Source organism: Streptomyces sp. NPDC058880 (assembly GCF_042742535.1).
Classification (GTDB): domain Bacteria; phylum Actinomycetota; class Actinomycetes; order Streptomycetales; family Streptomycetaceae; genus Streptomyces.
On the sequence record NZ_JBHYMC010000009.1, the window covers coordinates 124,614 to 145,102 of the forward strand.

At 73.0% G+C, this 20,489-nt stretch carries 22 protein-coding genes; 11 read left to right on the forward strand and 11 right to left on the reverse strand.

Going from position 1 to position 20,489, the window contains the following annotated elements; translation table 11 throughout:
• Positions 1 to 176: 176 nt before the first annotated feature.
• Entirely contained in the window at positions 177 to 926 is a 750-nt protein-coding gene (locus ACFW2G_RS08110; RefSeq protein ID WP_037916403.1) for a hypothetical protein, read from the forward strand.
• A gap of 32 nt (positions 927 to 958) precedes the next feature.
• On the opposite strand, the gene ACFW2G_RS08115 is transcribed toward ACFW2G_RS08110, so the two are convergent.
• Together ACFW2G_RS08115 and ACFW2G_RS08120 are read right to left on the reverse strand one after the other, a co-directional pair.
• Complete coding sequence (locus ACFW2G_RS08115; protein WP_037916401.1) at positions 959 to 1,774, reverse strand: ABC transporter permease; 816 nt, start codon at positions 1,772 to 1,774, stop codon at positions 959 to 961.
• A complete protein-coding gene (locus tag ACFW2G_RS08120; protein ID WP_384445263.1) occupies positions 1,771 to 2,781 on the reverse strand; it encodes an ATP-binding cassette domain-containing protein in 1,011 nt (336 codons plus the stop codon). Before ACFW2G_RS08120 ends, ACFW2G_RS08115 begins: the two co-directional genes overlap by 4 nt.
• Positions 2,782 to 3,033: 252 nt before the next feature.
• Here ACFW2G_RS08120 and ACFW2G_RS08125 point away from each other — a divergent pair, with 252 nt between their 5' ends.
• The gene (locus ACFW2G_RS08125; protein ID WP_384445265.1) at positions 3,034 to 4,083 is read left to right on the forward strand and encodes a nucleoside hydrolase; all 1,050 of its coding nucleotides are present in this window, start codon (positions 3,034 to 3,036) and stop codon (positions 4,081 to 4,083) included.
• Here the strand turns inward: ACFW2G_RS08125 and ACFW2G_RS08130 are convergent.
• The 3 genes from ACFW2G_RS08130 to ACFW2G_RS08140 form a co-directional block, all read right to left on the reverse strand.
• Positions 4,026 to 4,607, reverse strand: a complete 582-nt coding sequence (locus ACFW2G_RS08130; protein WP_384445267.1) for a DUF5133 domain-containing protein — start codon at positions 4,605 to 4,607, stop codon at positions 4,026 to 4,028. The genes ACFW2G_RS08125 and ACFW2G_RS08130 overlap by 58 nt on opposite strands.
• Before the next feature lie 247 nt (positions 4,608 to 4,854).
• Complete coding sequence (locus ACFW2G_RS08135) at positions 4,855 to 5,130, reverse strand: isoamylase early set domain-containing protein (protein WP_037918072.1); 276 nt, start codon at positions 5,128 to 5,130, stop codon at positions 4,855 to 4,857.
• Between the two features lie 112 nt (positions 5,131 to 5,242).
• Positions 5,243 to 5,899: a DUF4232 domain-containing protein gene (locus ACFW2G_RS08140; RefSeq protein ID WP_384445270.1), complete on the reverse strand. Its 657-nt coding sequence runs from the start codon at positions 5,897 to 5,899 to the stop codon at positions 5,243 to 5,245.
• Between the two features lie 188 nt (positions 5,900 to 6,087).
• Here ACFW2G_RS08140 and ACFW2G_RS08145 point away from each other — a divergent pair, with 188 nt between their 5' ends.
• From ACFW2G_RS08145 to ACFW2G_RS08155, 3 genes are all read left to right on the forward strand, one after another.
• A complete protein-coding gene (locus tag ACFW2G_RS08145) occupies positions 6,088 to 6,504 on the forward strand; it encodes a VOC family protein (RefSeq protein WP_384445271.1) in 417 nt (138 codons plus the stop codon).
• A 190-nt stretch (positions 6,505 to 6,694) separates the two neighbouring features.
• Positions 6,695 to 7,153 (forward strand): GNAT family N-acetyltransferase, encoded by a 459-nt coding sequence (locus ACFW2G_RS08150; RefSeq protein ID WP_384445273.1) that lies wholly within the window; start codon positions 6,695 to 6,697, stop codon positions 7,151 to 7,153.
• A 174-nt stretch (positions 7,154 to 7,327) separates the two neighbouring features.
• The gene (locus ACFW2G_RS08155) at positions 7,328 to 7,984 is read left to right on the forward strand and encodes a DUF2278 family protein (protein WP_037916387.1); all 657 of its coding nucleotides are present in this window, start codon (positions 7,328 to 7,330) and stop codon (positions 7,982 to 7,984) included.
• A 70-nt stretch (positions 7,985 to 8,054) separates the two neighbouring features.
• Here ACFW2G_RS08155 and ACFW2G_RS08160 read toward each other — a convergent pair whose 3' ends face one another.
• Entirely contained in the window at positions 8,055 to 9,086 is a 1,032-nt protein-coding gene (locus ACFW2G_RS08160) for a hypothetical protein (protein ID WP_384582446.1), read from the reverse strand.
• 385 nt (positions 9,087 to 9,471) lie between these two features.
• Between ACFW2G_RS08160 and ACFW2G_RS08165 the strand changes: the two genes are divergently transcribed.
• The 4 genes from ACFW2G_RS08165 (at position 9,472) to ACFW2G_RS08180 (ending at position 12,291) form a co-directional block, all read left to right on the forward strand.
• Positions 9,472 to 9,888 carry a VOC family protein gene (locus ACFW2G_RS08165; protein ID WP_037916381.1) on the forward strand — a complete coding sequence of 139 codons (417 nt, stop codon included), beginning with the start codon at positions 9,472 to 9,474 and terminating at the stop codon, positions 9,886 to 9,888.
• A gap of 137 nt (positions 9,889 to 10,025) precedes the next feature.
• The gene (locus ACFW2G_RS08170; protein ID WP_037916378.1) at positions 10,026 to 10,661 is read left to right on the forward strand and encodes a metal ABC transporter ATP-binding protein; all 636 of its coding nucleotides are present in this window, start codon (positions 10,026 to 10,028) and stop codon (positions 10,659 to 10,661) included.
• Entirely contained in the window at positions 10,658 to 11,527 is an 870-nt protein-coding gene (locus ACFW2G_RS08175; protein WP_037916375.1) for a metal ABC transporter permease, read from the forward strand. The genes ACFW2G_RS08170 and ACFW2G_RS08175 overlap by 4 nt, the downstream gene beginning before the upstream one ends.
• On the forward strand, positions 11,485 to 12,291 hold the full coding sequence (locus ACFW2G_RS08180; protein ID WP_384582448.1) for a metal ABC transporter solute-binding protein, Zn/Mn family: 807 nt from the start codon (positions 11,485 to 11,487) through the stop codon (positions 12,289 to 12,291). The genes ACFW2G_RS08175 and ACFW2G_RS08180 overlap by 43 nt, the downstream gene beginning before the upstream one ends.
• Before the next feature lie 331 nt (positions 12,292 to 12,622).
• Here ACFW2G_RS08180 and ACFW2G_RS08185 read toward each other — a convergent pair whose 3' ends face one another.
• On the reverse strand, positions 12,623 to 13,867 hold the full coding sequence (locus tag ACFW2G_RS08185; protein WP_384582450.1) for an RCC1 domain-containing protein: 1,245 nt from the start codon (positions 13,865 to 13,867) through the stop codon (positions 12,623 to 12,625).
• Between the two features lie 316 nt (positions 13,868 to 14,183).
• Here ACFW2G_RS08185 and ACFW2G_RS08190 point away from each other — a divergent pair, with 316 nt between their 5' ends.
• Positions 14,184 to 14,717: a transposase gene (locus ACFW2G_RS08190; protein WP_384582452.1), complete on the forward strand. Its 534-nt coding sequence runs from the start codon at positions 14,184 to 14,186 to the stop codon at positions 14,715 to 14,717.
• On the opposite strand, the gene ACFW2G_RS08195 is transcribed toward ACFW2G_RS08190, so the two are convergent.
• From ACFW2G_RS08195 to ACFW2G_RS08210, 4 genes are all read right to left on the reverse strand, one after another.
• On the reverse strand, positions 14,709 to 14,972 hold the full coding sequence (locus tag ACFW2G_RS08195) for a hypothetical protein (protein WP_384445287.1): 264 nt from the start codon (positions 14,970 to 14,972) through the stop codon (positions 14,709 to 14,711). The two genes, ACFW2G_RS08190 and ACFW2G_RS08195, sit on opposite strands and share 9 nt — an antisense overlap.
• A 408-nt stretch (positions 14,973 to 15,380) precedes the next feature.
• The gene (locus ACFW2G_RS08200) at positions 15,381 to 15,587 is read right to left on the reverse strand and encodes a hypothetical protein (protein WP_384445289.1); all 207 of its coding nucleotides are present in this window, start codon (positions 15,585 to 15,587) and stop codon (positions 15,381 to 15,383) included.
• A 37-nt stretch (positions 15,588 to 15,624) separates the two neighbouring features.
• On the reverse strand, positions 15,625 to 17,283 hold the full coding sequence (locus ACFW2G_RS08205) for an AMP-binding protein (protein WP_384445291.1): 1,659 nt from the start codon (positions 17,281 to 17,283) through the stop codon (positions 15,625 to 15,627).
• Positions 17,280 to 19,076, reverse strand: a complete 1,797-nt coding sequence (locus tag ACFW2G_RS08210) for a CoA transferase (RefSeq protein WP_384582454.1) — start codon at positions 19,074 to 19,076, stop codon at positions 17,280 to 17,282. The genes ACFW2G_RS08205 and ACFW2G_RS08210 overlap by 4 nt, the downstream gene beginning before the upstream one ends.
• 234 nt (positions 19,077 to 19,310) lie before the next feature.
• Here ACFW2G_RS08210 and ACFW2G_RS08215 point away from each other — a divergent pair, with 234 nt between their 5' ends.
• Complete coding sequence (locus tag ACFW2G_RS08215) at positions 19,311 to 20,477, forward strand: acyl-CoA dehydrogenase family protein (RefSeq protein ID WP_384445370.1); 1,167 nt, start codon at positions 19,311 to 19,313, stop codon at positions 20,475 to 20,477.
• The last annotated feature ends 12 nt before the right edge of the window (positions 20,478 to 20,489 follow it).

Sequence of the window (20,489 nt, forward strand, 5' to 3'; positions counted from 1 at the left end):
GGCCCGGAACTGACGCGACCGGAGGCCCGGGGCCCGCCGGTGCCGTACGAGACCGGCCGCCGGGCCCCGGGCTGCGGCGTACGCGGCACGGACCTACGCTGAACCGGTGACCGGCCGCACCGGAGGCAGGGTGTCACCAGGCGCCATCCGGCGGCGGCCCGAGGAGGTGACGCCGGATGTCCGCATCCCGGGCAGCAGCCGCGGCCCGCCGCGCGGCCGTGGGAACCGCCAGTCTGATCGTGTTCGCGGGCGCCGGTACGGGCACCGCCCTGGCCGACGACAACGGCATGGCCGACAAGAGCGCACAGGCCATCGCCGAGGCCTCCCGGACGGCGATGTCGAAGGTCACCTCCATGCGCATGGTGGCCAAGGTGTCGGAGGGCGCGGGCACCACCGCGCTGGACATCCGGTTCGACGATGCGGGCGACTGCGTCGGCACCGTCACTCCTCCCGGCGGCTCCGGCAAGGCCGACGTCGTCAAACGCGGCAACGACGTGTGGATGAAGCTCGACGACGACCTGCTGCGGGCCCAAGTACCGGCCGAGGCGGCCGAGGACGCGATCGCGTTGATCAACGGCCGCTACCTGCACGGCACCACGGACAACATCATGCTGCGCGATTTCGCCCAGTTCTGCGATCTCGACTACTTCAAGTCGGAGTTCTCCTCGAAACCGGCGAACGAGCAGCTGACGAAGGGCGCGCGCACCACCGTCGACGGCCGTCCGGCCATCACGGTCACCGGAAAGCGCGGCGGGGACACCGGCAGCTACCAGGTGTCCACGCAGGACGAGCCGTACCTCCTGCGCGTCCAGGGCACCAAGGCCTCCGGCGAGCGTGTGGAGGCCACCTTCTCCGCCTTCGACGAGCCCGTCCGGCCCGAGCCTCCCGCAGCCGCCGACTCGGTCGAGCTGTCGAAGCTCCAGTAACGCGGCCGCGCAGGGGCAACGGCTGGAAGCCGTCAGACCCGGGAGCGGTAGGCCCGCATGGCCAGGGGCACGAAGACGATCGCGATGCCCGCCGCCCAGACCAGGGACCACATGATCGGCTCCCCTGCGGGGGTGCCGAGCAGCAGTCCGCGGAAGGCGTCCGACAGCTGGGTGACGGGATTGACGTTCACCCAGGCCTGGAGCCAGCCGGGCATCGTGTCGACCATCACGAAGGCACTGCTCGTGAAGGTGATCGGGAAGATCAGCGTGAAGGCGAAGACCTGCACTTTCTCCGCGTCGCCGGCCAGCATCCCGATCAGGACGGCCGTCCACGAGACGGCCGCGGCAAAGATCAGGAGCAGCAGGATCCCGCCGGCGAAACCGGCGACACCGCCGGTGATCTCAAAGCCCAGCAGGGTGCCCAGAGCGATCATGAGGAGCATCGCCCAGAGCTGTTTGGCCAGGTCGGCCGCGATCCGTCCGAGGAGCGGTGCCGAGCGGGCGACGGGCAGGCTGCGGAGGCGGTCGAAGACCCCCTTGGTGAGGTCGATGTTCAGCGCCATCGCCGTGTACATGCTCATGAAGAGCGTGTTCTGGACGATGATCCCGGCGAGGGCGTACTGGAGGTATGCCTGCGGGGATCCGGCCATCTGTCCGCCGAAGACGTAGGTGAACAGGAAGACGAACATGATCGGCGAGATGCTGTAGTCGACGAGCTCCAGCGGATTGTGCTTGACGGAGACCAGGCTGCGCCAGGCGAGCGTCGCGGTCTGCCGCAGGGCCGCCAGGGGGCGTACCCGGCCACTGCCGCCGAGCGCGCCGGTCACGGGTGTGGAGGCGGTGGTCACGGCAGGCTCCCCGCGGTCGCGTACTGCTCGTCGCCCCCGCCCCCGTCCGGGCCCCCGTCGCCCGGTGCCGTCGCCGACTGGGCCCGGTGGCCGGTCAGGACCATGAACACCTCGTCGAGCGACGAGCGCCGCAGGGTCAGCTCCGCCACCCCGATGCCCGCCCGGTCCAGCCGCCGGACCACGCTCGGCATCAGCTCCGGGTCCTTGACGGGCACGGTGATCCCGTCGCCCTCGATCTCCGCCAGGGGGCCCGCTTCCTCGGCGATCAGGGCATGGGCGGTGGCGAGGTCCTCGGCCCGAGCCGGCCGCAGCTGGAGGACCTGCCCGCCGACCTGCGCCTTCAGCTCGTCGGGCGTGCCGTCGGCGATGACCGTGCCCTTGTCGATCACGACGATGCTGTCGGCCAGCCGGTCCGCCTCGTCCAGGTACTGCGTGGTCAGCAGCACCGTGACGCCCTCGGCCACCCATCCGCGCAGCATGTCCCACACCTCACCACGGCTGTGCGGGTCGAGTCCGGTGGTCGGCTCGTCCAGGAAGAGGATCTGCGGCCGCCCCACCAGGCTCGCCGCGAGGTCGAGACGCCGCCGCATGCCACCCGAGTACGTTTTGGCGGCCCGTCCCGCCGCCTCGGTCAACCGGAAGCGGTCGAGCAGCTCGGCGGCCCGGGACCGGGCCGCGCCGCGCGGCATGCCCAGCAGTCGACCGATCATCAGCAGGTTCTCCGTGCCGGTCAGGTTCTCGTCGACGGCGGCGTACTGGCCGGTGAGCCCGATCACCGAGCGGACCCGGCCCGCCTCCCGGACGACGTCGTAGCCGGCGACCTCCGCGCGGCCCTCGTCCGGCCGGAGGAGGGTGGCGAAGATCCGGACGGCGGTCGTTTTGCCCGCGCCGTTGGGCCCGAGCAGGCCGAGGACGCTGCCGACGGGCACCTGGAGGTCCACGCCGGCCAGTGCACGCGTCTGCTTGAACCGCTTCGCCAGGCCCTCGGCCCGGATCGCGTACTGCATGGAGATCACCCCGCACGGGAGGGACGTGCTGCTGCCACTTCCCTCAACTGTGACGCACGCCACTGACATTGTCCGGTCGGTCGCCCCCGCACTGTTCGGCCGCGGTGAGCACACCCACGGCTGTTCGCGGGCGTCGCGCCCTCCGTTCGCCGCGCCGGCCGGCGCAAGCGGTGTGTGCCGGCCCGTCGGTGCGCACACTGGATCCGGTGGCCCGCGCCGCAGCGGCGGCGGACCGAGGAGAGGTGTCCGGCCTTGAGTGATCCCGTCTCTTTTCCTGTTCCTGTTCCTGCCCCCGTCCCTGCCCCCGTCCCGATCGTCATCGACTGCGACCCGGGCCATGACGACGCCCTGGCGATCCTCCTCGCGGCGGGCGACCCAGGGGTCGAGCTGCTGGCCGTCACCACGGTGGCGGGCAACCAGACCGTGGAGAAAACCACTCTGAACGCCCTGCGGGTGTGCACCGTCGCCGGTATCACGGGGGTCCCGGTCGCCGCCGGGTGCGCGGGGCCGCTGGTGGAGACGCTGCGGGTCGCCGAGGACGTGCACGGGGTGTCGGGGCTGGACGGCCCCCGTTTCCCCGAGCCGTCCCTGACGGCCCAGCCCGAGCACGCCGTGGAACTGCTGCGACGGGTGCTGGCCGAGCACCCGGAGCCGGTCACCCTGGTACCGACGGCGCCGCTGACGAACATCGCCCTGCTGCTGACCCGGTACCCCGAGCTCACGGGCCGGATCAGGGAGATCGTGCTGATGGGCGGTTCCACGGACCGGGGGAACCGGACCCCGGCCGCCGAGTTCAACATCCACACCGACCCGGAGGCCGCGGACATCGTCTTCCGCAGCGGCGTGCCGGTGACCATGTGCGGGCTGAACGTCACCCACCAGGCCCTCGCAACTGCCGAGGTCGTCGCCCGCTTCGAGGCCCTGGACACCGACCTCGGGCGGATCTGCGCCGAGTTGCTGGGGTTCTTCGCGGGCACCTACCTGCGGTTGTGGGGCTTCCCCGCTCCCCCGGTCCACGACCCGGTCGCGGTCGCCCGGGTCATCGACCCGGGGCTGGTCACCTGTGTAGAGGCGCACGTGGCCGTGGAACTCCACGGCCGGCACACCCGCGGGGCGACCGTGGTGGACCTGCACGGCACCCTGGGACGGCCGGCGAACGCCCGGGTCGCCGTCGGGCTGCGGGCCGACCTGTTCTGGGACCGGCTGGTGGCGGCCGTGGCGGCGCTGGGCGGCTCCGGCACGGGTCAGCAGGCGCCGCCCGCGGACACCGGGCCGGCCCCCTGGACCGGCGGAAGCCGGTGAGCTGCCACCAGCTCCTCGGCGGCGAGCAGCGCGCTGTGGGTGTTGCGCTGCCCCATCAGGACGCACAGCGTGTACGCGGCGTCCTCCATCGCGGCGCGCAGCGCCGGGTCCTCCGGCGCCGCCAGGGTACGACGGCGCACGGCCCGCAGGTGGTTCAGGTGGCGGCGCAGCACGTGCGGAGCCGGCAGGAGCGTGCCGGAGGCGGGAGGTCCGGGAGGGTGGGGGCTCCGGGCGTGCCCAATCTCGGCGTGCAGCGCCCGCTCGCAGTCGGGGTCCGCGTCACCGGGTCCGGTCCGGGTGGCGAGGACCGTGCGGGCCATGGCGGGGAGCGTGACGCCCGCGGCCTGTGCCGCGTTGCCCAGGACGCGCCGGGCACGTTCGCCGGTGCAGGGCACCAGGGCCATCACCGTCCCGGTCGCGGCGGCGAGCGCGGCCCGGTCCGCGGCACCGTCGGCGTCCGCTCCCCCCTCGCTCCGGGCGGCGCCGTCTTCCATACGGCGGTGGGCCGCCGGGCTCTGCATCATCCGTCCGCTCCTCGGGTCCGGTCCGGGTGGATGCCGCTGTGTAGCACCTCCGCAGGAGAGACAGGGGCGTACACGCGGGAGCAAGGGAGCGGATCCCCCGATACGGGGACGTCCGGGGCCGCGCGTTGACCTCCGGCGGGCCCCGGACGACGCTCAGCACGGCCCGTCCCGCGCGCACGCCCCCGCCCCGGCGGGTGCCGGTGCGGAGGCGTGCGGCCCAGCGCCTCAGCGGCTCAGCTGGCGGACGTCAGGTGTCCAGGCGGCTGTTGGGGCCTTCGTGCCCATCGGCGCCGGCGTCGTTGAACCAGTAGTCCCCGGCCGCGAGGTAGCGGAAGGAGTGCGTGGACTTGGCGGGAAGCGCGACCGTCACCGCCCGCATGCCGTCGGGGCGCGGTTCGAGTACGTGGGCGCCCGGCTGCCAGTCGTTGAACGTCCCCACGACGCTGACGGGGCCCGGCGGGTCGCCGCCGGGCAGCACGAAGGTCACTGCGGTGGTGTTCTTGCGACGCTGTCTTTCCAGCATGAAGTGCTCCTTCTGCGTCATGGACGGCCCCACTTGACCGGAGTCATCCTGGCGGCCCTCCGCGGCGCCCACCCGCGACCCGCCGCAGCTCGGTCAGGGTCACCCGTCGGAACTACAAGCTCAGGGCGTCCTCCGCGTTGTCCACCCACGGGGTCACGGAGTTCCTGGTGGCGGAGACGTACAAACCGGGGGTCGACGCCCTGAGCGGCGTCTGGACCAGGTCGGACTCGGTGTTCATGGTCATCGCGATCGAGTCGACGGTCCTCCCGGTGCCGTCGGCGGGGCCGCCCATCAGGCCGGCGTAGGCGGACTCGCCCGGGTCCAGCCTGATCGCGTCCACGATTCCCGGGGCGGTGCCCCGCTCCGTGGCCTGCCCGTCCAGAGCTCCGAAGGTCACGACCGGGTGCCCGAGCGCCCTGCACGCCTTCGCACCCCTGTTGGTGATCTTCAACAGGTAGCTGCTGGTCGTGGGCTCCGCCAGGCTCGCCGTGAACGTCACGTCGCCGGTGCCGCACGGGAGCACGGCACCATCCGGGTCGGTCGGCGTGCTGCTGCCAGGGGACCCGCCGGACTTCGACGGCTTCGCAGCCGGGGTGGCGGACCCCGAGGGTGCGGCGGAGGCGGAAGGGGACGCCCCGGCGGCCGGCGTGCCCGCCGACGGGGTGCCGGAACCGCCCGCCGCGTCATCGGCGGGACCGCAGGCCGTCAGCGCCAAGACGGACAGGGCGGACAGGGCGGTGAGGGCAGCGGTTCGGCGTACAGAGCTCATGGTGTTCCCCCAGATGAGGCGCGACACGCGCGGGGCCGGTCCGGTTCCGGCGGCCTGGCACCAGCATCCCGCCGGAGCTTCACAGCTTGGTGACGGGCCGTCGCCGAATCCACGACGGCCGTCCGGCGCGATCTGCCCGACTCCCCTAACGTGAGGGGCCGGCAGACCATCAGGAAGGGAACCTCTCCATGCCTTCTCGCCTCAACCCGTACCTCAACTTCGACGGCGACGCCCGGCAGGCGATGGAGTTCTACAAGGAGGTCTTCGGCGGCACCCTGGCGCTCAACACCTACGGCGACTTCGGCGGCGAGGAGGCCGGCGATGCCGCCGACCGGATCATGCACGGCATGCTGGAGACCGCCGGCGGCTTCACGCTCATGGGCGCCGACAACCCGCCCGGCACCCGGCACGATCCGGGCAACAACATCTCGGTGAGCGTCAGCGGGGACGACGACGCCGAGCTGCGCGGCTACTGGGGCGCGCTCTCCGGCAGCGGCACGGTCTCGGTGCCGCTGGAGCGGCAGATGTGGGGCGACGTCTTCGGCATGTGCACGGACCGCTTCGGCATCACCTGGCTCGTCGACATCAGCACGCCGGAAGGCTGACCCGGCGGCCGTCGGGCAGGGCCGGCGCGCCCCGGTGCCACCGTCCACGATGGCGCTGCGGCCGTCCCCGTTTGGACACCGCGGCAGCGTGCCCGCCCGGCAGGACTCCAGCATGATCGATGGTCCGCACCGTGCGGAATCCGAGCGGTCCGCCCCGTCCCGGCCCCCTTCGAACACCGGAGTCCAGCCCATGACCGACATCACCGTGCGCGCCGCACAGCCCGGGGACTTCGCGCAGTGGCGTGTCCTGTACCGCGGTTACGCCGACTTCTACGCGGTCGAGCAGACCGATGAGGCGGCCGCCACGGTGTGGGCGTGGGTGAACGACCCCGAACACGAGGTCGGCGCGCTGGTGGCGGAGGACGGCGCGGGACGCCTCCTCGGCCTGGCCCACTACCGTCCGTTCGCCCGGCCCCTGTCGGCGACGGTCGGCTGCTTCCTCGACGACCTGTTCGTGGCACCGGAGCACCGCGGTTCGGGCGCCGCCGACCTGCTGCTCGGCGCGCTGCGCGAGCTCGCCGCCGCGCGCGGCTGGAGCGTGGTCCGCTGGATCACCGCGGACGACAACCACCGGGCACGGGCCAAGTACGACCAGGTGGCCGCGCGCACCATGTGGGTCACCTACGACATGCTCCCGGCCCGCCGCTGACCCTGCTCCCTGCGGGCGGCGGAGGCCGCGCGGGAGCGGGCGGTGCAACGGCCCCGCCCGCGCGACGGGTTGCCGTCGCCAGCCCTCGCCCGTCCGGACCGGGCCGGGCCGACCCCTGCCGGGGGCGCGCGTCGCCGCGCCCGCCGCGGCGCCCCGGGTGCTTCACTGGGGAACATGCCCTTCGCGCGCTACGGGGTGCTGTCCGGCACCCTGCACGAGTACTTCCGGGACACCCCCGACACCGAAGGGGCCTGGTTCCACGTCAATCTCCGGGTGGACGCGCCGGACGGACGCTACAGGTGCGCCGTCGACGTGGACAGCCACGACTCGGCGACCGGCGTGCAGTGGAAAGTGCTCACGGTGGACGCCGCCGCGCTCGGCCCGGTGGCCGTGCTGGCGCCCGGGTTCCACGACCTCGCCCCCACGGCCGGGTCCGGCGCCCTCGACTACATCCGGCATCCGGCGTTGCGGGGCGGCCCGCCGTTGCCCCCGTGGCTGCCCGAGCGGGTGCGGAAGCTCCTCGAACGGCTGCTGGGGTGCCCGCGGCCCTGGACCTCGGGCACCAATCTGCAGGCCGCGCTCGCCCTTGAGCCGATGCTCGTCGTCGGACGGCCCGTCCTGGTCTTCGGGGAACCCTTCGACACCGGCCTGGGCGTGCACAACATCCACCAGAACCAGGGCGACCCGGCCGGCAGCCAGTGGTGGCCCGAGAACGGCGTCTGGCAGGACGGCGCGACCCTGACCCGCCGGCCCGACGGCAGGTACGACGTGTTCCTGAACAAGTTCTCCACCCAGAAGGACCACACGGACGCCGACGGACACCCGGTGTAGGCCGCCGTCTCCATGGCACGGCCGGGTGCCGCCCCCGGCCTCGGCCCCCGGACGCCCCTCCCGGCTACGCCTACTCGCGTTCGCCCTCGGAGACGAACGGCTGCAGGAAGGTCGCGATGTGCTGCTCGACCTCGGTGATCCGCTGCTCGAACGCGTAGAGCTTGTCCCGCGTCCGTGCCTTGGCCTGCTCGTCCGTCCGGGACTCCTCGATGGTGCGCTGGACGATCCCGATGAGGTCCTGGAGCTGGAGGTGGAGTGTTTCGCTGATTCCGCCCCACACGGAACGCAGGTCCGCGGCACGGCTGTCGGCGTACTGGCGGGCGGTCAGCGCCGCCGAGTCCTTCACGTGGTCGGAGCACTCCTCCGCCGCACGTGACTGGAGCTTGCCGTTGCCGAAGATGACCGCCCCCGAGGCCATCAGCGCTCCGACGGCCGCGCCGCCTCCCGCACCGATCGCCATGAGCGACCTGGGCCGGAACAGCAGCGGTACGTCGTCACCGCGGCGGCGCGCGTCGCGCCCGATGCCCTTGCCCGCCGCGATGGCCAGCGTGTAGAGCAGGTGGTCCTGGTCGCGTACGGACTGCGTGCCGGTGAGCTCGGCGCGGAGCTTGTCGAGGAGGCTGGCGTGCGCCCTGATCAGCGGTTCGAGCTGGCGCACCAGGTCGGCCTGGCGCTGCTCGATGAGCCGGTCGAGGTCATCGGCGCAGAACACCTGCATGCGCTCCTGCAACTGGACGGTGTACGCGTCCATCAGCGCGTGCTGGGCGGCGACGCGGCCGCCCTTGGTGTAGGACCGTACGGCCCGGGTCAGCCGGCCGGGGCCGCTCGTGACATGCCAGTCGGCGATCTCGCGGCTGATGCCGGTCAGGAACTCGCTGAACTTGAGCTGCAGTTCGTTCTCGATGTCGAGGATCCTGCCGCCGACGATGTCGCGGATCGCGTCGGCGCTGGCGCGCAGCTGGTCCTGGGTGGACTGGCTCCGTTCGAGGAGTCCGCGCAACTCGGCCGTGGACTTCATCAGGATCGCGCCCTCATCGTGCAGGCGCACCCGCAGGTTGACGGCGTTGTGGCGGAGGAACTCGGCGAGCCGGACGAACTTCACCCGGGCCGCCACCCCACCCCGTCGGGACCTCCTGGCAGGGCCATGATGCCAACGGATACCGTGGGACGTCCCCGGTTCGGCGGGACGGACCCGGTGCCCGCTCTGTAGGACGTGGGTGCGCGAGCACGCCGGCGGCCCACCGCCGCTCACCGTGTCTCCTCCGCCGCACCCGCCGACGCATCCGCGTCCCGTTCGCCGTGCTCCGCGACGGCACCTTCTCCGCACGCCGCGTCCCCCTGGGCATCGGGCTCGCCGCACGACCCCAGCACGACCGAATCACCTCAAACCCGACGAAAGCCTTGACGAAGGACATAGAGTCGCCTCCTTCCCTCATCTCGTCACCGCTCGTCCCCCACCCCCACACCTCACCCGGAGGACCGGCTCGATGGCCTCGGCACCACAGAAGATCACCACGTTCCTGATGTTCGAGGGCAGGGCGGAGGAGGCGCTGACCTTCTACACCTCCCTCTTCGACGGCTCCGAGGTCATCGACCTCACCCGCTACGGCGCCGACGGCCCGGGCGAGGAGGGCACCGTGCTGCGCGCCACCTTCGCGCTCGCCGGGCAGCGGTTCATGTGCATCGACAGCCATGTCAGGCACGAGTTCGGCTTCACCCCGGCGGTTTCGCTCTTCGTGGAGTGCGAGTCCGCCGCCGAGCTGGACCGGCTCTACACGGCCCTCGCCGACCGGGGTCAGGAGCTGATGCCCGTGGGCTCGTACGGCTTCAGCGCCCGCTTCGGCTGGGTGAACGACCGCTTCGGGGTGTCCTGGCAGCTGAACCTCCAGGAGGTACCGGCCTGAGCCGTCCGCTCCGCGGCGGGACCGGGCGCAATCCGTCCCGCTCGGCGGGAACCCCGGACGACCCTCGTCCGACTACTGGCACGTGGGAGGCGCGACCGCGCCGTCCCGCGCGGCCGAGGACGATCGAAGGGCGTGTGATGGGCGGACTGGACGTGCGCATGCGGGGAGTCGTCTGCCGGCACGGCCGGGTGGAGGCCGTCGCCGACGTGGACCTGGAGATCGCCGCCGGTGAACGCGTGGCGCTGACCGGTACCAACGGCTCGGGCAAATCCACCCTCCTGCGTGCCGTCCTCGGCCTGCACCGCCAGACGTCCGGCTCGATCCTGGTCGGCGGTCGGGAGGGCCGCTCCCCCGCCGAGTGGGCGTGGCGGCGGCGGGCCTGTGCCTGGATCCCCCAGAAGCCGGCAGCGGGACGCTTCCCGCTGCTGGGCACCGAACTGCTGGCCGGCAGCAACGCCCCGGCGGAAGCGGCCGAGGCCGCGGACCGGCTCGGGGTGGGCGCGCTGACCGGCAGGCCTCTGCACACCCTGTCCGGAGGACAGCTGCAACGCATGTACCTGGCCCGGGCGATCGGGTGTGTGGCCGCGGGCGCCGAACTGCTCCTTGCGGACGAGCCGACGGCCGCCCTTGACTTCGACGGGCAGGCGGAGGCCGCCGACGTCCTCACCTCACTGCCGGTGACACTGATCGTGGTGACGCACGACCGGACCTTGGCGCAGCGCTGCGACCGCGTGCTGGAGATGGCAGCGGGCCGGCTCCGGGAGGTCCGGTGACCACCCTGGCCACCGCCGACCTCGGCGAACTCCTCCAACTGCTGCCCGTGCAGAGAGCAGGGGCGGCCCTGCTGCTGGCGGCGGTCGGACTGCCGGTCATCGGCGTGGTCATCGTCGGCCTGGACATCATGCCGGTCCGGTTCGCGATGATGCACGTGGCTCTGCTGGGCATCGCCGTGGGCCTACTCACCGGGCTTGACCCCATGCTGTGCGCGTTGGTCGCGTGCGCGCTGGCCGGTGCGGGCGTGGCCCCGCTCGCCCGCACCCCCGACGGCCTCTCGGGGGCGATGGGGCTGCTGATGAGCCTGGCCATCGCGGCGGCGCTGCTGCTGCTCGCCGTGTCGGGCGTCAACGCCTCCGGCGCCTTCGCCCTGCTGTGGGGGTCGATCCTGTCGGTCGGCACGCCCGACCTCGTCGTCCTCGGTGTCCTCGCCGCGGCCGTGCCCGGCCTGTTCTGGTGGCGGCGGCGCGAGATCGGCCTGCTGCTGTACGACCGCGAGCTCGCCCTGTGTTCCGGAGTTCCGGTGCGGGCCCTGACGGCCGCACTCCTGGTCCTGGTCGCCGTCGCGGTCGCCGGGGCCATCAAACTCACCGGCGCGCTGCTCGTCGACGCGCTGACCCTGCTGCCCGCACTCGCCGCGCGCCGCCTGGGCAGCTCGCTGAAGTCGATCACCCTGTGGGCGGTCGGCATCGGCGTCACGGTGAACCTGACGGGGTTCCTCCTGGCCCTGTGGCTGGACTGGCCGCCCGGCCCGGTCCTCGTCCTGACCGCGGGGGCGCTGGTCCTCGCGGTGCATTTCATACCCGAACGGAGAATCAGCTCATGGCGCGCACCCGCGTCCGCATCCCTGCCGTCCTCGCACTGAGCGCGGCCCTCCTCCTGACCGCCGGCTGCGGGAACGACGACTCGTCCACGTCCGGCGAGGGCCAGGAGCAGCCTCGTACCGGCAAGCCGTCCGTGGTGGTCACGACCACCTGGGAGGGGGCCTTCGCCAAAGCCGCCGGCGCCGAGGACATCAAGGTCATCGTGCCGCAGTCCGTGCACCACGCCCCTGACTACGATCCCAAGCCCTCGGACCTCGCCGCCGTGGCCAAGGCCGACTTCGTGTTGTACGCCCCCTTCGAACCGTACGCCGCGAAGATCAAGGAGGCGGCGGGCTCCAAGGCGAAGCTCGTGGAGGTGGAGCTCGACAACGACCCCGCCAAGGTCTCCGCCGAAGTCGGCCGTCTGGGCGGCCTGTTCGGCACGGCGGACGCCGCCGCAGCGTGGAAGACCGGCTTCGACGCCGAGTACGCGAAGCTGAACCAGGACCTCCGGGCGGCCTGGCCCGGCGGCGGCAGCCCGTCCGTCGTGACCCAGGTCTTCACCGCCTGGTCGGCGAAGCTCGCGGGCGCCACCACAGTGGGCACGTACGGGCCGGAAGCGGTGACCCCGGCGCAACTCGCCGAACTCGCCGCGAAGAAGCCGTCGCTGGTGCTCGACAACGCGCACATGACGACCGGAGCGGTCCTGCCGGACTCCGGCGCCAAGCAGGTGGAGATCGTCAACTACCCGGGGGACGACCTCGACCTGATACCGGTCTACCGCAACGCGGCGGCGGAGCTGAAGAAGGCCATGAGCACCCCCTGACCCCACGGGGTGCGGGAGGGGCCGGGTGCAAGGGGCCCCTCCCCCGCCGCCGGGCAGGGCGGTGCCGTGCCGTGCCGTGCCGTGCCGTGCCGTTAGCATTCGACACCTTGAAGTTGCTGGTCAAAGGGGTGGTGTGACCGGTGTCCGGGTGCTCACGCTGGTCGTGGGCGGAAGTCTTCGGTGCAGATCATCCGTCAGCGGTTGACTTCGAGGTTCGTCGGGTGGCCGGGCCGGAAGATCCAGATCAGCCGTCCCCACCCGGTGGGGACGGCTGCCGTAGCCCGCCGACTTCGGCTCTGCACTGGAGCAGGTGAGGTGGGGGGTGGTGTGGTCAGTGCTGGCAACGCCCGCCGGGGCGGTCGCCGGCGGCGAGGCTGTGGTTCCGCCCGGCGGCGAGGTGGGTGATGGTGGTCAGTCCGGTGGCGATGGGAGTCGGGCTGGTGCGGTCGGTCGTGGTGCCGTCTCCGAGCTGGCCGTCGCTGTTGTCACCCCAGGTGTAGAGGGTGGTGCCGGTGCACCGGCGCTGCTTCCAGGGGCCGCGCGTGACGGTGAGGCTGTGGTGGCCGCCGGCGGTGATGGCGACTGCGCCTGTCAGACCGGACACGGAGACCGCAGTGGTGCTGCCGGTGGTGGTGCCGTCTCCGAGCTGGCCGTCGCTGTTGGCTCCCCAGGCCTTGACGGTTCCGTTCCTGAGAAGTGCCAGGCTGTGGGAGCTACCGGCGGCAACAGCCACCGCGCCCGTCAGGCCCGACACAGTGACGGGGGTGGTGCTGTTGGTGGTAGTGCCGTCACCGAGCTGCCCGAAGAGGTTAAAGCCCCAGGCCTTGACGGTGCCGTCCTTCAGCACCGCCAGGCTGTGCGAGCTACCAGCGGCAACAGCCACCGCGCCCGTCAGGCCGGACACGGTGACGGGGGTGGCGCTGTTGGTGGTGCTGCCGTCGCCGAGTTGCCCGTCGGCGTTGGAGCCCCACGCTTTGACGGTGCCGTCCTTCAGTACCGCCAGGCTGTGCGAGCCGCCGGCGGCGACCGCGACCGCGTCGGTGAGGCCGGACACGGTGACGGGGGTGGCGCTGTTGGTGGTGCTGCCGTCGCCGAGTTGCCCGAAGAGGTTGAGACCCCAGGCCTTGACGGTGCCGTCCTTCAGCACCGCCAGGCTGTGGAAGGCGCCGGCGGCGGCCTGGGTGGCGGCGGTGATGCCGGGGACGGTGCCGGGAGTCGAGTGGCTGACGGTGGTGCCGTCGCCGAGCTGCCCGAAGTCGTTGAGACCCCAGGCCTTCACGGTGCGGTTGGGCAGGACGGCCAGCCCGTGGTTGGCCTCGGGGCCGGCGCCGAGGCCGGTGACGCTGCTGATCCCGGCGACCGTGATCGGACTCTGTCGGCCGGCGGTAGTGGCGTCACCGAGCTGCCCGGAGACGTTGGTGCCCCAGGACTGCACGGCGGGGACGAGACCGTCGCCACCGGCGGACGGCGGGGGGCCGGCATGGGCGGTGACGGGAGCAAGTGCCAGAGCGGCGGCCAGGGCACCGCCGAGCAGTACGGCCCTGCGGCAGCGCGACGGACGCTGATGACCAAGCATCGACTACCTCTTCCTCAGTGGTCCCCCGGTACCCAGAGCGCAATGGCTCCGGTCGTCCCTCGCGAGATCCTTCCCGCACTCCGGTACCGCGCCGGGCCCCACCTGCGCCGTTCACCCACTCAGCAGCGCGTCTTCACGCTGCCGGGCGCAGCCCGATCCTCCGTCTTCCACACATCCGCCCCGTCTGACCTTGTCGTTTATCCACCGGCGTCGAACTGGGCTCGAACTTGTTCGGAGTTTCCCCCGTTCACCGGACGTGCGCGAGGCTGGGCTCCGATCCTGTGCACAGGGTCGATGTAGTACGGAGGCCGGGAGAGTGGGACTGGTCGAGCACAGCGTCAAACGAGACGCGTTGTCGAAGTTGTCGGAGTTCCGGTCTGAACTGTATGAGTGCCTGACGTCGCGGGCGGATGCCTTGTTCGACTTGTGCGACGCGCTGCTGTGCACCAACGGACCGGTCCGGACCCTCGTGGACCTGGCGCTCGCGCCGGAACACCGACGCGGGCACAGCGCCCTGTACTCCGGGATCAACGCCCAACTTCGCCTCGCCCGCCCGCTCACGCGGGACCTGCGCCGGCCCTGGGAGCGGCCGGCCGAACCGAACAGACTCACCCCCGCCCGAGTCCGCCGGGGGTTCAGGAACCTGCACGCGAAGACGGTCACGCCAGCCCGTGCACCGAAACCCACCAGCCCCGGCCCCGGCCGCCCTCCCGGCTCGAAGAACCGGCGACCAGTTCCGCATGACGACGTCGGACTCGTCCTCGCGACGGGCGAGTCCTACACCCGACCCGCACACCACAAAGTCGGCACGAAGCCCCGACGCACGGGCCGGTCGGCAAGCTCAGACTGATAGGAGGAATCCACCGATCTGGTATTCCAGCCCCTCACGGAACTCCAAGCGCGGGATGGCACTCCGCATCGCCGAGTACAGCGCGGGCGGCACCTCGTAGACCGCAGTCTCAAGGAAGTCGTCGTCCCGGCCGGGGAACAGGTCCCTGATCCTCAGAATCTCAACTCGGTTGAGGCCAGTGACATGTGCGGCTTGCTCGTCGCTGTCCCAGCCGATGAGGTCCCACCCAAGGGTTTCGGTGTTGATGTCATTCACGCGCCTACAGTAGGCGCGAACTGGCCATGAGGTTAAACGGCAAGCTGAGGACACAGGATCTGCGGCGCTCAGGGCGCCCGCAGCGGATCAATCGGTCACCTGCCTGCCCGCTGCTGCACCGCCCGGCCGTGACCAGGAGCGCTGCCCCTCGGAGCGGCTGGGAACGGGCATGACCGGGCTGCCCGCGGTGGCCGTTGGCAGCGGCACCCGTGCCCATCACCGGCGGCTGATCCTTCCCGCGGGCTCCCACCGACTTCCCCGAGGGACCGTCACACCAGCCCCTGAACCTGCCATTTCAAGATGGCGGAGGCTCTGTGCGCCGGACCGGCCCTCCCGGAAGGCCGCCTCAGAACCGGGGCACGAGCACGGCGGCTTCGAGATCGCCCCGTTTCAGGTCCTGCTGACGGATCAGCCACACCAGGGCTCCGGGCCGGCGGGTGGCCGGTCCGGCGTCGTCGGGGTGGCCCGCCCAGCCCGGGCCGCCGTCGCTCGCTCGGCCGCGTCCCCCTCACCGTTCTCGGCGGCGAAGTCCTCGGCGGCGAGCCGCACGCCGGGCCGCGTCAGGGCGGCCCAGCGTGCGGCGTCCTGTGCCGGTTCCCGATGCCAGAGCTCCATGCGGCGATCATGCCGTCCGGGGCGGACCACGGCCCGTCTACACGAGTGCCCGGCTCTCGGCCAGGCGCTTGCGCAGGGCCGCGCGGTCCGGTTTGCCGGCCGCCGTCAGGGGCAGCTCCGCGACGACGAGGAGCTGCTCGGGGTGCTTGCGCCGCTCCAGACCGCGCCCCGTCAGATGCTTGCCGAGGGAGGCGAGGGTGGGGGCCTGGGTCCCTCGGGCCACGACGCAGGCCGCGAGCCGCTCCCCCATCAGCGGGTCGGGTACACCGACGCAGGCCACGTCGCGGACCTGGGGGTGCGCGGTGAGTTCGCGTTCCACCTCGGCCGGGCTGATGTTGGCCCCGCCGCGGATGACGACGTCCTTGAGACGGCCGACGACGTGCAGGACGCTCTCGCTGTCGAGGTAGCCCAGGTCCCCGGTGCGGACCCAGCCGTCGGGCGTGCGGTAGCGGGCGTCCAGCTCGGGGGCGCCGACGTAACACAGCGGGGTCATCGGGCCGCGCGAGACGATCTCCCCGACGGAACCGTCGGGGAGGGGCTCAAGGGTGTCGGGATCGGCGATGCGGATCTCGGCGACCCGGGGGTCGGGGTGGCCCGCGACGACGCCGGAACCGTCGGTGGGCGGCACCGCGCTGCCGAGCCCGGTATGGCAGTTCACGCCGTCCGCGGAACCGTAGAGGTTGACGACGGAGCAGCCGAAGGCGCGCGCCGCGGCGGCCGCCGTGGTCCCGTCCAGCGGCGCCCCGCCGAGGACCAGGGCGGTGGGGGAAGGTGGTTCCTCCCCTGTCTCGTCGAGCCGTTCGAGCATCATGCGGACCATGGTGGGTACGCCGAGGACGTGCGTCGGCCGGTGTTCGCGCAGGGCCGCCAGCGCGGCGTCGGCGCTGAAGTGGTCGAGCAGTACCAGGGTGCCGCCGTGCCGGGCCAGGGTGACCGCGGTGCCGTTGGAGCCGAAGGCGGAGGCCAGCGGAACCAGGAAGAGACAGCGCGGCGGGGTCCCGTCGGGCATCAGGGAGGCCAGGAAGTTGCCGCGGCCCCCGGCCAGCGCGTTGTGCGAGTACGCGATCATCTTGGGTTCCGCCTCGGAACCGGAGGACACCAGGATGCGCGCGGCGCCTTCGGGGTCGGGACGGGCCGGCACGAACCCGCCGGGGTCGCGGCGCAGCAGCTCCGCCAGCGGAATCGTTCCTTCGGGTGTGGTGTCCGGTCGCCCGGCGGCGATCACGTGACGCAGGCGCGGAAGTGCCCCGGCAAGCGTGCGCAGATCGGCCGCGTGCCGCTGCCCGCGGTGCTCGGTCGCCGCGATGACGGCGACGGCCTCGGCACGGCGCAGCAGGCACTCCGCCTCCAGGACTCCCCGGCCCACGGGGAAGGGCAGCGAGACCGCGCCGAGGGCGGCCAGTGCCAGGTCGGCGATGACGGCGCCGCGCCCGTCGGGCAGTTGGACGCCGACCACGTCGCCCGGGCCGATCCCGAGCTCCCTCAGGCCGGTGGCCAGGCACCGGACCTTGCGGTCGAGGGCGGTGTAGCACAGCTTGCCCTTGGCGTCGATGACGGCGGTGCGGTGCAGGTCGGCGATCTGGCGGGCGCGGAAGAGGCTGTAGAGGTCCAGGTCGGGGCAGGTGCCGTCGACCACCCAGGAACGGCGGAGTTCGGCGGGCAGCAGGTCGCGCAGGACGAGGCTGTCGGCGGTCATGCGAAGCTCCAGGGGTCGGGGACTGCGGGGGCGCCGTGCGCGTCGCGGGTGAGGGTGCCGGCGAAGCGCGGGTCGTGGTGCAGGCCGGACAGTTCGGTGGTGACGGCGGCCGCGGTCAGGCCGTTCCGGTACAGCCGGGACAGAGCCTCCGTCGTGGGCAGGTCACGCAGGTCGTGGCGGGCCGCGGCGCGGGCGTCGGCGTCGGCGGGGGCGATCCAGCCGTCGGCCGTGGCCAGGGGGTGGCGGAAGCCGGCCGGGCGCCGGGGGCTCTGGCCACGGGCCGCCCGGCGCAGGGCCGGGCCGGTGAGGGTGTCGGCTGCTCCGAGCAGGGAGGATTCGACCCGTACGCCGCGGCCGGTGCGTTCGCGCAGCAGCAGTCCGGCGAGGATCGCCTCGGCACCCAGCAGTCCGCCGAGGACGTCGAGGAGGGTCATCAGCGAGGGCGCGGGGACCTCGCCCTCGGGCCGGGCGGCCTCGCCGACTCCCGTACGGGCCTGGACCATGAAGTCCGTGCCCATGGGGGCGTCGTCGAGCCGACCGGCCCAACCGCTGGTGTACGCGTGGACGAGCGCGGGGTTGACCGCCCCGAGGTCGTCGGCGTCGAGGCCGAGGGAGGCGGCCTTGCCCGGCGCCCAGTTGTGCAGGAAGACGTCGGCGTGCGCCGCCATGTCCCGCAGCCGGCCGCGGTCCGCCGCCGCTTTGATGTCGATCTCGACGGCCCGTTTGCCGCGGTTGAGCGCGAGCCAGCGGGCGGAGATCCCGGAGCAGGTGGGTGGCATGCCGCGCAGCGGGTCGCCACCCGGCGGTTCGATGCGGATCACCTCTGCGCCCAGCAGCCCGAGCAGGTGCGCGGCGAGCGGTGCCTGGATGCGGCGGCCCGCCTCCAGCACGGTGAGCCCCGCGAGGGGCCGGCCGGCTGCCGGGCCGGACGCGCGGCCGGGTCCGCCGGGCACAGCCCCGCCCTTCGTCGGGGTCAGCAACCAGGGTGCGGCCCCGTCGTGCTCCGCGGCCCGGTCCGCGAGGGAGCGCAGTGCGCACACCTGCGCTCCGGAGGCGGCCGCGGCCCGGCGGATCCGGTCCCAGCCGTGGGACCGCGTGGTGGTGTGGAGGGCCGCCGGCAGCGGGGCGCAGGCGGTGGCGTAGCGGAACTGGAAGGGTCGCCAGCCTGTCCTGAAGGCGTCCGCGGGTGCCTCCAGAGCCTTCCAGAAGGCGGCCCAGGCACCCGGGTCGAGCGTCTCCAGTTCGAAGAGGATCCCGTCGGCGGAGGTGAACGGCGGTCCGCCGGGGGCGATGTCGGCCGCCTCGCCCTCGTCGGCGCCGGCCGCCGCGAGGTACTGGGAGACGGCGAGCAGTCCGGCCCGGTCCGCGCTGGTGGCGACCTGGGCGGCGGGGCCGCCCCGGGCCTGGCCCACGAGGTCGGCGAGCAGGCCCTGCACCGTGAGGACGGCGGTGGCCGTGGCGGCGTAGTCGACGGCGAGTCCGCGTGGGGTGCCGTCACGCCGCCCGTGCACGGCCATCATCCCGGTGGCGGCCTGCACCGTGGCCTCGTCGGCGAGCCCGCTCACCGGGTCCGCCCAGGTGGCGGTGGCGTGCGCCGGCGCGAAGCCGCCACCGGTGAGCGTGGTGCCGGCGGCGGGCGCGTCGCCGTGACCGGCCGGGCCGGGGCGGACCGTCCGCGCGCCGAGCAGCCGCAGGTGATCAGTGACGACACTTGCGATCTGCGGCGGCCCCGAGGCGTCGAAGCACAGTGCGTCGAGCGGCCGGACCGTCTGCGTGGTTGCTGGTGACGCCATGCCTCTCCTCTCCTGGCTGCGGCGGTGGCCGCGGGCCCGGGTCTTGCGGGATGCGGGAACCCGGGAGCATCGGCGCCCGACCAGTTCCACGAACAGGGAGTCGGTCGGCCGTTCGTGCGAGTTCCCGCGAGTTGGCGGCAGCTCGCGCAGCGTTTCGGAAGTCCGCACCAGCACGGGAAGTTCCCGGACAGGAGGAGGCACACAGTGGAAGATCCCCGCACGGACGGCGCCGGAGTGGCGGAACGGGATCCGGGCGCAGACGCGCCGGTGGAAGCGGTCGCCCGATTCGTCCGGGACCGGGTGTTCCCCCGGGAGCCCGTGCTGGACAGGGGCGGGCCCGGGGCCGCCGAGGCCCTGGCGGCACTGCGCGCCGAGGCTCGGGCCGAGGGGCTGTGGGCCCTGCCGCTCCCGGCCGGGCTGGGCGGCGGCGGGCTGTCCTTCGCGGCCTACGCCGGGCTGGCCGAGGCCGAGGGCGCCAGCGACCACGGCCCCGCGGCACTGGGATCCGCCCCGCTGCTCGACGTGACGATGCTGGCGCGGTACGGGCGGCCGGGGGTGCGCGCGGCGTACCTGGCGCGGCTCGTCTCCGGGGAGATGCGCACCTGCTATGCCATGACGGAGCCGGGGGTGCCCGGCACCGACCCGTCGCGGACCGCCACCCGCGCCGAACGGCATCCGGACGGCGGCTGGCTGGTCACCGGCCGCAAGTGGTTCACCTCGGGCGTGGCCGGCGCCGACCTGGTGACGGTGATGGCCCGTACGTCCGGGGTGTCCGGAGACCGCGAGGGGCTGTCGCTGCTGCTCGTGCCCACCGGCTCCGCCGGCTTCCGCGTGGTGCGCGAACTCCCCGTGCTGGGCGCCCCGGGTCAGTACGAGATCGCCCTCGACGGGGTGCGGGTGCCGGCCGACCACCTCCTCGGGGAGCCCGGCGATGCCCTGGCCATCGCCGGCGAGCGGCTGCAGCTCGGCCGGACGCTGCGCTGCCTGCGCTGGCTCGGCCAGGCCCAACGGGCCTTCGACCTGATGTGCGAACGGGCCGCCACGCACGGCGGATCCCGCGGGCCGCTCGCCGACCAGCAGCTGGTGCAGGCCCACGTCTTCGACGCCTTGCTCGCCCTGCGCACCACCCGGCCCCTCGTCCGGGAGGCGGTGGCGCTCGTCGCCGCCGGACGGGACGCGCGCACGGAAGTGGGGCTGGCCAAGGTCGCCGCCGCGCGCATGCTCCAGCAGGTTGCCGACTCCGCCATCCAGATCCACGGGGCCGCCGGTCTCGGCCCGGACACGGCACTCCCGTCCCTCTTCCGCACGGGCCGCGCCGCCCGCATCCTCGACGGCCCGGACGAACTCCACATCACCTCGGTGGCCCGCCGCGTGCTGCGCACCTACGGGCCGCCGAGGTAGCCCGCCCGGCCG